The sequence below is a fragment of the Bradyrhizobium sp. JYMT SZCCT0428 genome (assembly GCF_018131075.1).
Lineage (GTDB): Bacteria > Pseudomonadota > Alphaproteobacteria > Rhizobiales > Xanthobacteraceae > Bradyrhizobium.
The window spans coordinates 1-11,487 of sequence record NZ_JAFCLS010000103.1 but is presented as its reverse complement, the minus strand read 5'-3'; the positions used below and the strand labels follow the sequence as shown (position 1 = coordinate 11,487).

Here is an 11,487-nt window from a genome sequence, read left to right as displayed (position 1 = left end):
GTGCTGGCCACCAGCTCAAGCGTGGCCGACTCAGATGAACGAAGCGAGACCGGCCGCGCCATTCCGCTGTTCAAGGCCGCACTGCAGGAATTGCCGCAGATGGACAGCATCTATGCTGGCTTTGAGAACGGGGCTTGGCTGCAGGTGAGGCGCATCAGCGACCTCACCGAAGAGCAGCGCGAGCGCCTGCGTGCACCTGCGAACGCGGACATCGCGATAAATCTCATTCGCCCAACCGCCGCGGGCCAATTGCCGCTACGACGGATCTTCCAAGACAAGCAGGGCAACGAGATCGATGAGATCGATTTGTGGAAATATGGCTACGACGCCCGTAAACGTTCCTGGTACTGGGCGACGATGCAGGCGGACCGACCGTATGTTTCAGAACCCTATCTTTCCTTCAGTATCGGCGCGCCAGTCATTACCGTCAGCGCGCCGCTACGCGGCAAGGTGCCTGGCGTGATTGCCGCCGATCTCAAGCTCGATACGTTCAGCGAATTCGTCCAGGCCCAACGACCCGGCCAGCATGGCACGGTGATGATCTTTGATCAGGCAGGATCGATCATCGCCCACCCCGAATATTCAGCTCTGGTATCCAGTGCGATGACGCAACCGGCGCGATCGTCATTACCCAGCATTGATGAGCTCAATACCGGAATCGTGGCCACAGTGATTCGCGGTGCGTACAACAAAGACAATTACGAAGGGAGTATTGAGAACGGAACGGGCAAAGGCTTCCTCTTCAAGGTGACCAAGTTCGTGCTCGGCGAACGTTACAATGGCAGCATATTGATGCTGGCGGCCCAGGATGACTTCGTCCAGAACGTCCGCAAGCTGCAGTTCAACGGGCTTGTTCTCGCGATCCTGGTTGGCGCGGGCTTCATTCCGGTTGTCTGGATGTTCGGCAGCCGAATGTCTCGATCAATCCAGCAGATTACCGCGCAGGCCCGCCAATTGCAGACCCTGGCTGAACCCGAACTTGTGCCGGTGACGTCCTACATCAGGGAGATCGACGCGCTGGGCACCACCATGAACCTCGCCCAGAGGGCTATATGGTCGTTCGCGCACTTTGTTCCTAAGGAGATCGTCCGCGGGCTGATCGACAATTCCATTTCGACCAGGCTCGGCGGCGCAAAGCAAGATATCACGCTCGTCTTCACCGACGTCCAAGGCTTCACCACCATTGCGGAGTCAGCTGATCCAGACGTGCTGATGCAGCAAACGTCCCGATACTTTTCCGTGATGACGGAGGCGTTCCTCGCCGAAGGGGGCACAGTCGACAAGTTCATCGGCGACGCCGTGATGGTGTTCTGGAATGCGCCACACCCGCAGCCTGACCACGTTGCGCGAGCCTGCCGCGCGGTGCTGGCAGCCCAGGCTGCCGGTGATCGCCTTAACGCTGACTTCAAAGCCGACGGACTGCAGCCGTTCATTACAAGGTTCGGCATACATGTCGGCGAAGCCGTGGTCGGCAATGTTGGATCGACCGAGCGCATGAATTACACGGCACTTGGCAACACCGTCAATCTGGCAGCGCGTCTTGAAGGCCTGAACAAGCAAACCGGGACAACGATCCTGGTCAGCGAAGATGTGTACCGGCGAGTTGAGGGTCTCTTCAAATTCAGGGCTCTGGATGCCATTGTGGCCAAGGGCATGACAAAAGAAACCCGCATTTTTGAACTGGTCGGGGCTTCATTATGAAACGGACGCCGACCTCTAGCGTCATGCTGTCGATGATGTTCACGGTCTGGCTGGGCTTCGCCGCTCCGACCGCTCGCGCCGCCGAGGATACGATCAAGGTCGGCATCTTGCACTCCTTGACCGGCACGATGGCAATCAGCGAAGCCGTCCTTAAGGACACGGTGCTCATGCTGATTGCGGACCAGAACAAGAAAGGTGGGCTGCTTGGAAAGAAACTGGAGCCGATCGTCGTTGACCCCGCGTCCGATTGGGGCGCGTTTGCTGCGAAGGCTAGCGATCTGCTGGTCAAGGAAAAGGTCGCCGCGGTATTCGGTTGCTGGACCTCGCTTTCCCGAAAGGCGGTTCTCCCCGTTTTCGAGCAACACAACGGCTTGCTTTACTACCCCGTTCAATACGAAGGCGAAGAAAGCTCCCGCAATATTTTCTACCTGGGTGCCGCGCCGAGCCAACAGTCCATTCCGGCAGTCCGTTATCTCATGAGCAAGGAGGGCGGCAACGTTCGCCGATGGTTTCTGCTTGGGACCGACTATCTTTATCCGCGCAAGACCAATCAGATCTTGAGCGCTTATCTCGCGGTCGAGGGTGTGGCCCCGGAGGACATTACGTCGATCTATGCGTCGCCGCATCAGTCCGACTGGCGCGAGATCGTTGAAAGCGTGAAGGCCTTTGCCGCGGCTGGAAAGAAGACCGCGGTAATCTCGACCGTTACCGGTGAATCAAACACGCATTTGTACGCTGAACTGATCAAGCAACAGGTCGACGCGAGCAAGATACCGTTTATGGCGCTTTCCGTCAGCGAACGTGAATTACGCAGCGTGGACCTCGGCAAGCTCGCAGGCCACATGGCAGCGCGGAACTATTTTCAGTCCGTGAAGTCGGCAGAAAACGACGCGTTCATCAAGATGTGGTCAAATTTCAACGAACAGAGTGACAAGACCACAAATGATGCGATGGAGGCGACCCTTATCGGCTTTCGGATGTGGGCGCAGGCCGTCAGCCAGGCCGGCACCCCCGACGTCAATGCGGTCCGACAAGCCATGTACGGGCAGCGCGTAAGGGCGCCGAGCGGCTTTGAAGTTGTGATGAACACCAACCATCATCTCTCCAAGCCAGTCATGATCGGCAAGCTCGAGGCTTCCGGAAGCTATGACGTGGTCTGGCGCTCAATCAGTCCGATCAAGGCTTCGGTCTGGAGCAGATATCTTCCCGAAAGCGCCCGACGCATCGCCGATTGGACATTTCCCTGGGTTTGCGGCGGGTGCATCGAGCCGACATACAAGGATTGGTGATAGGATTACTTCGATCGTCACGGCGCAAGCGGTAGATATTTTCGCGCGAACCGCTCTATCGATCGTGATGCAAACCACAGCATGAGGAGCCAGATGATCACAATTCCTCAACTCACCGCGGAAGCCTTGGGTTCATTCCTAGCGCAGGAAACTAGAGGGCGATTCGTGGCTTCGCAGGCTGGATTGACAGAGCTCCTGCCCTTTGCAGCCAAGCTGGCATTGGAGTGCATTGGCAACAGTGACGCATTGTACCACAACATCGAACATACGATGCTCGTGACCCTGGTGGGCCACGACCTCTTGATTGGCCGTGCGTTGGCACGAGCCACCACGGCAGACGACTACACAAATTTCATCTTAGCGTGCTTGACCCATGACATCGGTTACGTCCGCGGCATCGTCCAGGGCGACGAGGATGACGCGTATGTTGCGGACGTCAGCGGCCGCAAAATTCAGTTGCCCGTTGGATCTTCAGACGCCGCGCTCGCACCATACCACGTCGATCGCTCAAAGCTTTTTGTGATTGAACGGTTCGATGCGGTGGAGGGAGTTGACGCGTCGAGAATTGCCAAGGCGATCGAATACACCCGCTTTCCCTATGAGACGACACCGAAGGCCGACACCGACGATCTTAATGAAGAGGAAGGGCTACTATTGCGGGCAGCCGACTTGATCGGCCAGCTAGGCGACCCAAATTACATGCGGAAATCTAATGCGCTTTTCTACGAATTCGAGGAGATCGGCCTGAACAACAGGCTAGGCTACGCAACGCCTGCCGACATCGTCTATAAGTTTCCGCAGTTCTACTTGACCAATGTCGCGCCGCAAATACACCTTGCGATCCGCTACCTCAATGCGACTTCCAGGGGTCGCCAATGGATCGCGAACCTCCACAGCAACGTTTTTCGGGCTGAACGCGAGGTGAAGCTGTCTGGGCCACAGCGATAGAAATTTCGAGCGTAAGGAATCTCTCGGTCCCTCGCCAGATCGGGCGGCTTCTCCGCACTTTCCTGAGAGCTCAACTGTGAAGGTTATAGCCGCATGGAAATAACTCCAGCAGGCTATGTAGCCTTGCGAGCAAAATTGCGCCAGGGGAGCAAACTCGTCAGTCAGGAAGACTAGGGAATGATGTCCGTTCCAGTCTTACGGGCGGACATCGTGTATTTCCAATGTCATGTCACATAGGACAGCGAGAACGGCCGGATTTCGCATAGTCAATTGTGCGGAAAGCAGTTTAGTATAGCGACTATTCAAGGCTATTGCACCGCACAAGCGCAATCGTGACTGATGTACCGCATGCAGGACACCATCATCCTGCTCCTCAACCAAGTGGAGTTACTCATGTCACAGTCAACGATCCAACAAGGTAGCTCGGACTCCGCACAAGAGCTTGGAGACGAAAGCTTCATGTCGGCTACGGAGCTGCGCAACTACGTGATGAAGACCGAGATGGCCAAGGTGTCGAAAGACGTCGGTGATATGGCCGCCAAAGCGCGCGCGGAGCTCATCAAGTCGTTGATGGAGCCTGTCGCGGTCACACCTGAAAAGATTGCCGAGGTAAAGCGGCGGGTGCTCGGCCAACTGAGGAACGCTGCATTAAAGGGCAACAAGGAAGTTCTGGTCATGCGTTTCCCGAATGCGTTGTGCTCGGACAAGGGGCGCGCGCTCAACAATCTGGAAAAGGGATGGCCGACCACCTTGCTCGGCAGGCCGCTTCAAGCCTTCGAGTTCTGGCGCGACCACCTGCAACCCCAAGGCTACGGCCTGAAGGCGATGATCGTGGATTGGCCGGCGGGCATGCCGGGAGATGTCGGCTTTTTCCTGACTTGGGAAGAAGCGAAGCGCTGACAGCTGGGGGACTGAATTATGAACCAGGTAGCCAAGAAGAAGCGCAAGAGCGAGGACACCAACGCTCCGGCACTCAAGCGCAAGGAGTACGAGGAGAAGTTGCGCAAGCTGCACGTCGAACTCGTCAAACTTCAGGAATGGGTGAAGCACGAGGGCAAGAAGGTCTGCGTGGTCTTCGAGGGACGAGACGGCGCCGGCAAGGGAGGTGTCATCAAGGCCATCACCGAAAGAGTCAGCCCGCGCGTTTTCCGCGTCGTTGCCATGAGCGCTCCGACGGAACGCGAGAAATCACAAATGTATGTTCAGCGCTACGTGCCGCATTTTCCTTCCGCGGGAGAGATCGTGATCTTCGACCGCAGTTGGTACAATCGCGCCGGGGTCGAACGGGTGATGGGTTTTTGCGCGGAGGATCATGCCAAGGCTTTCCTGAGGGTGGTCCCTAACGTCGAAAAGGCCATGGTCGAAGCGGGAATTATACTTTTCAAGTACTGGCTTGAGGTCAGTCCGGAGGAACAAACCAACCGGCTCGCAGCCCGGATCGACGACAAGCGAAAGATCTGGAAGCTGTCCCAGATGGATTTGGATTCCTACACGCGATGGAATGATTACACGCGGTGTCGAGACGACATGTTCGAGGCAACCGACACCGCGTGGGCGCCATGGTTTATCGCGCGCTCCGACAACAAGCGGCAGGCGCGACTCAACATCATCTCGCATCTGCTCTCAAATATTCCCTACAAGAAAGTGCCCCGAGGGGAAGTCAAATTGCCGAAACGCAAGGTTACCCCCGGCAAGCCGCTTCGCGCTTCTCTGAGAATCGTTCCGGTGGCAGGTTGATTACTCGGAGCTTGGGCCGCGGCGTTGTCAGTTTCGGTTGCCGCCTGCTGCCCGGCTCGCACGCCGCCGCTCACGCAACGCCGAAGCTGCTTGCGGGTGGTGATGACTGTTTGACCGGCGCGAATAAGCTCGGCGGCATGGTCCGCGAGGGCCTTGCAGTCGGCGAGATCCTCTGAGCTTGGGCGGCCCGCCGCGTGCGCCGGCATTGCGATCAATGCGAGCATCACGCAAATCGTTGCAAAACGAACCTTCATTGCTTGCGTCGCCTCAAATTGACTTCCATGCCCTGCGGCACTTGATGCAAGGTTGCGTCACAATGAGCTGCTGTCAACAGTCCGTGACCGACGCCTTTTCGGGTATGCCGCAGCAGGACAGCAGGATCAGGCCTGACGTCGGGCTCCTTGATCTTCATCGAATAAGCTTGGTACCTTCAGCGCGCCCCCACGGGAGCAATGGAGGCTGCCATGTCCAGTTGCTGCCAAGCCCTGATTCTATCCCGACCGGGCTTGGAAGAGCGCCAACCTCGTAAGCGACGACAACGGAGAATCAGACATGGCTGAAGCGGTTCGGAGCATATGGTTTAGCCCAACGTATCGCATTCGTCTCGCGATCGGGATATTTGCCGTTTTGATAGGGCCGCTAATTGTTGCATCTGCAGCCCAGTCAAGGGATTTGACCGGGGCCTGGGTGACTGATGCTGGGGCGTGCAAGAAGATCTTTACAGGGAGTGGTGCCAAACTGGCATTCGCCAAGGATGCGGATGTGTATGGCAGCGGATTTGTCTATGAGAAAAACAGGCTCAGGGGAAAAATCGCGACCTGCCTCATCAAGACACCGAAGGAAGACGGTGACGTGTTGCACCTCATTGCCAGTTGTTCGACCGATGTGGCGCTCGCGACAGTACAATTCAGCCTCAAGATTGACAATGAAAACAAGATTACCCGCCTGTTCCCCGGAATGCAGGAGCTCAAGACCGAGTACTTCCGGTGCCCTTCATGATTGCGATGCATTCTCTTGAGTCATCAAGATAGGCTTTTCTTGCTTTTTTCGGTCTGGGCCATCATTGCTGCCCGCAGCACCGCGAAAATGACGGCGGTCGACCAGCCGAACAGCAACACGCCGTTCATCGCCGTCATTGGCCCGAGTAAATGCCAGCGTTCAACCGGCGTCACGTCGCCGTAACCGAGCGTTGTGTAGTTTACAAAGGCAAAATAGATGAAATCAGTGCCAGGCGGTGCCGCCCCCACGATCCTGTAGGTCAATGCTTAAACGGCTACTTCAGCGATATGCGCGACCATCAAGACCGATACGGTCGCGATCATGACGCCAACTAGTCGAAGTGATGGGCGCGACGTGGCGCGCTCTTCCGCGATGCGCGCCACCCACAGGACGGCGGCCATCACAATTGCGTGGATCGCGATGTTGCCCGCGCTGACCGCAATACTTACGAGAAATTGGCGCAGCATAAGGATCGCTCCGGCGCGGTGGCGTCAAGTGACGTGAACTTGCCCTCGTCATGTGCGCGCTGGATCAAGCGTTCAGTTGTCTTGTGCGGTGCTGCGCCTTCGCTGGCTGATTTGGGCGGCAACAGGTAGAGCGTCATGGCGAAAATCAGATAGACCATCAGTAGCAGCACGCCGACAAACCATGCCGACCGTCCGCTGTTGGTCACCAGCGAAGCGGTCATGGTGGCGATGAGCATCATGACGACGGCACCCGGCCAAAATTGCAGGCTCATCGGTGTCGGGCCGATGACATAACTGAGCAATACCAGCACCGGCGCGACAAAGAGCGCGATTTGGGATGCGCTCCCCAGCGCTATGCCCACGCTCAGGTCCAGCCGATTTTTGCGCGCGCCGGAAAACGCTGAGGCCATCTCCGCCGCGCCGCCTACCAGTGCCACCACAATGAAGCCCACGAACGCAGGGGTCATCCCGAATGCCACCGCGGCGTGCTGCACCGACTCGACGAATACTTCGCTCACCAGTGCGACCAGTACGGTGACGCCGGCCAATGTGGCCAGCGCCAGGCCCAGCGGCCACGGCGTTTCGCCCGCCTCCGCGTGCTCCGCACCGGCAAAAAACTCGCGATGGGTTTTGAGCGAGAAAAACAGGCCGAGGCCATAGACGGCGATGAGCAACACGGACAGACCAACACTCAGCGTCTCGGTGAAGGCCGAGCCCGCCACGGAATCGGCTTCGGTGACTGCCGACGGGATCAAGATCGCGACCGTGGCCAGAAAGAGCAGGCCCGCTTGCAGCCGGGCGCTGGCCTTGTTGTATTCCTGCACGCGGTGCTTGAGCCCGCCGAGGAGAAACGACGCGCCCAACATGAACAACGTGTTGGTGACGATCGCCCCGGCGATGGATGCCTTCACCAGCATATACTGCCCTGCATGCAATGCGGTCAGTGCGATGACAAGCTCGGTCAGGTTTCCGAGCGTGGCGTTGAGCAAGCCGCCGACGGTATCGCCGGTCTTGGCAGCCACGGATTCGGTGGCGTGACTGAGTAGCGCTGCCAGTGGCACGACTGCCAGGACGGAGAGCACAAAAAGCAGCGTGTGCGCTTCTGGCTTCAGCTTCTGAGCAACGAACAGAATGGGCACGAAAGCCAGCAACCAGAGCAGAGGGTTGTGACGGATCTCTTTGAGCAACGGATTCATGGCACCCCCTCCATCAAGCGTTGGCCAAATTTGTACGAGAGTGTAGCGACTGTCTATGCGAAATCGGACAGGCGGGGCAGGTTCAGAAGCCGCGCCGCTGATGTCCGTTTAGGGCAAGTCCGCTCTACCCTCAGAAGCTGACATCGCTGCTGCCGCATGACGGTTTCGCGCCGGCCCGGACCCGCGCGGGACAATAGATGATCTCGGTTGTACGACGTCTCCACAAATCGGGGGTGCAGGCGTGTTGGGGCGCCATACTCAAACAACCAACGCAAGAGTGTAGGAGCTCGTTGGTAAGGCGCCCGCGACCGCGACGATCCTGAATGATCGCGGGCACGCGTCTCCGCGAGGCCTAGCCCGCTGGCCGTACCAGCGTCAGGCTCGGGCTTTCGGCAGCAACGCAGACACGGTTGCGACCCTGTTCCTTCGCCACATAGAGGGCCCCGTCGGCAGCCGTCATAATCGATGCGGCGCTCGTTCTCGCATCGCATCGAGCTCCCGCAACTCCGATGCTGACAGTCACGCGGCCATAGCTGCTTCCAGCGTGCGCGAGCCCCACATCGGCGATCGCCTGGCACAGGGCTTCCGCGACTAGTTCAGCGTTATCCGCACCGGTTTCGGGAAGCAACACCGCGAATTCCTCACCACCGTAGCGAGCCACAAGGTCGCCGGGTCGCTTCAAATTGGACACGAGCACATCCGCAACCTGGCGGATGCAGTCGTCGCCGGCTCCATGACCGTAGGTGTCGTTGAAGGACTTGAACTTGTCGATGTCGACGAACAGGAGCGAAAGATCGGATTTCGAGCGCTGGCATCGGTTGAACTCGCGCGCGAGCGTGTCGTCAAACCTTCGCCGGTTCGCGATGCCGGTAAGAGTGTCGGTTTCGGAAAGCTCCTTGAGCCGCTCGTTGGCGGCCATCAGCTGTTCTTCGGCAGCCTTTCGCTTGGAGATGTCCCTTACGACGGCGACGATTTCCGGAGACGGTTCCCTTGGATCGGCGATGTAGCTCATCTGGGCTTCCACCCAGACATAGGTCCCGTCCTTGCGGCACGTGAGGTACTCGCAGGCGGCTGTCGGATTGTCGGGTCCCAGTCCCTCAAGGACGGTCTTGACGATCTCCCGATGGCCCGGGTGAAGATTGCCGTACGCCGATTGACTGATGATCTCCGCGGCCGACCAGCCGAGCAGCTTCTCGATCGAGGGCGAGATGTACAGCCGCTTCCCGTTCATATCGACGCGGGTCACGACGTCTTCAACATTCTCGGCGAGCAGCCGGTACCCGCGCTCGCGTTCGCGCAGCATCTTCGCCATTGCGGCGCGTTTCCGGAACTGCATCGCGAGAACCCCACCCAACGCGACCAGGAGCGAGGAGATGGCGCCCGCCAGCAACACGTCGAAGCTCCGGTCCTTTCGCCATGCGCCCAATATCGCTTCCTCGGCCACCGCCACGCTGATGACGATCGGAAAATCCGGCAGCAATTCGTAGGCGAACTGCTTTGTCTGCCCGTCGAAGGGCTAGACGATCGAATAAAGCCCACTGGCGGAGTTCTTCAGACGGCTGGAGATTAGAGGAGTTCCGGCCACGTCTTTGCCGGTTTCACCTTCGTTCCGATGGATCAGTACCTTGCCGTTAGTCTTCATCAGCGTGATCGAACGGGTTTGGTCGGCCTCAAAGCCACCATAGAAGGTTCGGAAATATTGAAGGTCCACGGCGGCAAACACCACGCCGGCGAAGGATCCGTCGGAGTGCGAAAGACGCTGCGTCATTAGCAGGGTCGGCCTACCCGTGACGCGGGAAATGAGCGGCTCGCTGATCCGTGCATTTCCGTCCTCGGGATGCGACCGGTGATAGTTGAAGTAGTCGCGATCCGCGTTGTTCACTGTCGGCACGGTTTCAAAGGACGAGTAAATCCAGCTGCCGCTGTCTGAGAGAACACCAAGCTCGCGCACCTGAGGGACGTTCTTCACGTATTGCGCCAACAAGTCATTGATCTCCGCCGAGGCGCGCGCCGATCTGTCGGAGTGCTCGACGTACTGTCGGGCGCCGAACAGCGCCAGCGCGACAGCGCCGAAGGTCTTCGAGGCGTGCTGCGCCAAGGAATGGGTCAGCCCCAGCGTTTCGGACCCCGCCTTGGCAAACGCTGCCGTCCGCGCCTGGACCGACTTCCAGGCGATCAGGCTCCAGATGCTCGCCAGCGTGAGGCAGAGTAGCACCGCGATGACGGTTAATGGCGACTTAACGACCTTGGGCACGACATGCTCAGTCTTTGTTTGCTGGACAGACTACGGGACCCGTCTCAACGTCGAGTTTCGGCTTCTTTAGTAGAGCCGAGTTCCAACTCGCACCGTTAATTTGAGGCAAATGGCTCGCGCTTCCCAATCGGCAGCAAAATGCGACCGCGGTCCGAAGTTGAAACCGGCCCCCGGCCTCACCTCGTTCTACGGTTCCTGACCCAGGCGTCGAACGCCGTCCTCGAGCCGATCCACCTGAAGGCCATGCCGGTGATCTTGACGACCGATGAGGTGCGCGGCGTCTGGATGCGCGCGATGTGGGACGAGGCTAAGGTGTTGCAGCGGCCTTGCCCATCTCACGCCAGGCACCTCAAACGCGAAAAGAGTGCCTGATGTGTCGCACCATCGACATGGCGGCGTCGCTATACCTACCGTGAGTGAGATACTGATCTAGATTGCACCAAGCAGCACCAAGACTGCAAATGCGAAACCTTTGATCATACCGGGCCCCACGGAGAGACCGCCAACCGGGCTGGTCGGGTTAAAGCCTTTCGGAATTCGCTGCCACTCGTCGCGACCTATCTGCAATGGCGCTAGGCTGACACCAACTGGTAGTAAAACGGTTAAATGGGGACGCGTGGAAGGGGTCAATAGCGTCATTTTGACGGTCGGCCAGTCACTTCCGGTCGACACCGAAATATCCGCGTGGCGGCCACATCATTAAAGGGAAGTCCGACTACCGCGTCTTCGGCGAGGTAGGACGGCAGTGGGGAGATGGCAGTCGCACATATGCAGGTGCGAATAGTGCATCGCAAGCGCTACATGCGCGAAGGACGGCTATGGGTCATGTGTGGACGACGCCCGCATTGCAAGAAGAATCTGACGTGCGGCTTGCGGTCGGGTGCAAGTCATGTGTC

At 58.4% G+C, this 11,487-nt stretch carries 11 protein-coding genes; 6 read left to right on the top strand and 5 right to left on the bottom strand.

Features of this window, described 5'->3' with window-relative positions; genetic code table 11:
* From JQ575_RS42650 to JQ575_RS42625, 6 genes are all read left to right on the top strand, one after another.
* On the top strand, window positions 1–1,701 hold a 1,701-nt coding region (locus JQ575_RS42650), incomplete at its 5' end, for an adenylate/guanylate cyclase domain-containing protein (RefSeq protein WP_212039129.1).
* Window positions 1,702–1,724: 23 nt separating this feature from the next.
* Window positions 1,725–2,990: an ABC transporter substrate-binding protein gene (locus tag JQ575_RS42645; RefSeq protein ID WP_212039128.1), complete on the top strand. Its 1,266-nt coding sequence runs from the start codon at window positions 1,725–1,727 to the stop codon at window positions 2,988–2,990.
* 93 nt (window positions 2,991–3,083) lie between these two features.
* Entirely contained in the window at window positions 3,084–3,938 is an 855-nt protein-coding gene (locus JQ575_RS42640; RefSeq protein ID WP_212039127.1) for a metal-dependent phosphohydrolase, read from the top strand.
* 393 nt (window positions 3,939–4,331) lie between these two features.
* Window positions 4,332–4,838: a hypothetical protein gene (locus tag JQ575_RS42635; protein WP_212039130.1), complete on the top strand. Its 507-nt coding sequence runs from the start codon at window positions 4,332–4,334 to the stop codon at window positions 4,836–4,838.
* An 18-nt stretch (window positions 4,839–4,856) separates the two neighbouring features.
* Window positions 4,857–5,675, top strand: coding sequence for a polyphosphate kinase 2 (ppk2, locus tag JQ575_RS42630; RefSeq protein ID WP_212039126.1), 819 nt, complete (start codon window positions 4,857–4,859; stop codon window positions 5,673–5,675).
* A 552-nt stretch (window positions 5,676–6,227) separates the two neighbouring features.
* Entirely contained in the window at window positions 6,228–6,674 is a 447-nt protein-coding gene (locus JQ575_RS42625) for a hypothetical protein (RefSeq protein ID WP_212039125.1), read from the top strand.
* A gap of 23 nt (window positions 6,675–6,697) precedes the next feature.
* On the opposite strand, the gene JQ575_RS46315 is transcribed toward JQ575_RS42625, so the two are convergent.
* The 5 genes from JQ575_RS46315 to JQ575_RS42605 all read right to left on the bottom strand — a co-directional run bounded on the left by JQ575_RS46315 (window position 6,698) and on the right by JQ575_RS42605 (window position 10,591).
* Entirely contained in the window at window positions 6,698–6,937 is a 240-nt protein-coding gene (locus tag JQ575_RS46315) for a potassium channel family protein (RefSeq protein ID WP_312016132.1), read from the bottom strand.
* Window positions 6,938–6,940: 3 nt separating this feature from the next.
* The gene (locus tag JQ575_RS46310) at window positions 6,941–7,141 is read right to left on the bottom strand and encodes a hypothetical protein (RefSeq protein WP_312016131.1); all 201 of its coding nucleotides are present in this window, start codon (window positions 7,139–7,141) and stop codon (window positions 6,941–6,943) included.
* Entirely contained in the window at window positions 7,120–8,337 is a 1,218-nt protein-coding gene (gene cax, locus JQ575_RS42615; RefSeq protein ID WP_212039124.1) for a calcium/proton exchanger, read from the bottom strand. The genes JQ575_RS46310 and cax overlap by 22 nt, the downstream gene beginning before the upstream one ends.
* A gap of 352 nt (window positions 8,338–8,689) precedes the next feature.
* Window positions 8,690–9,787, bottom strand: a complete 1,098-nt coding sequence (locus JQ575_RS42610; RefSeq protein ID WP_212039123.1) for a sensor domain-containing diguanylate cyclase — start codon at window positions 9,785–9,787, stop codon at window positions 8,690–8,692.
* Window positions 9,788–9,853: 66 nt separating this feature from the next.
* Window positions 9,854–10,591 (bottom strand): cache domain-containing protein, encoded by a 738-nt coding sequence (locus tag JQ575_RS42605; protein WP_212039122.1) that lies wholly within the window; start codon window positions 10,589–10,591, stop codon window positions 9,854–9,856.
* Window positions 10,592–11,487 lie beyond the last annotated feature (896 nt).

What these genes read in the sequence shown, in the direction of transcription:
- ppk2 (WP_212039126.1), top strand. Translation starts at nt 4,857, where the DNA reads ATGAACCAGGTAGCCAAGAAGAAGCGCAAGAGCGAGGACACCAACGCT.
- JQ575_RS42625 (WP_212039125.1), top strand. Translation starts at nt 6,228, where the DNA reads ATGGCTGAAGCGGTTCGGAGCATATGGTTTAGCCCAACGTATCGCATT.
- JQ575_RS42640 (WP_212039127.1), top strand. Translation starts at nt 3,084, where the DNA reads ATGATCACAATTCCTCAACTCACCGCGGAAGCCTTGGGTTCATTCCTA.
- JQ575_RS46310 (WP_312016131.1), bottom strand. Translation starts at nt 7,141, where the DNA reads ATGCTGCGCCAATTTCTCGTAAGTATTGCGGTCAGCGCGGGCAACATC.
- JQ575_RS42645 (WP_212039128.1), top strand. Translation starts at nt 1,725, where the DNA reads ATGCTGTCGATGATGTTCACGGTCTGGCTGGGCTTCGCCGCTCCGACC.
- cax (WP_212039124.1), bottom strand. Translation starts at nt 8,337, where the DNA reads ATGAATCCGTTGCTCAAAGAGATCCGTCACAACCCTCTGCTCTGGTTG.
- JQ575_RS42635 (WP_212039130.1), top strand. Translation starts at nt 4,332, where the DNA reads ATGTCACAGTCAACGATCCAACAAGGTAGCTCGGACTCCGCACAAGAG.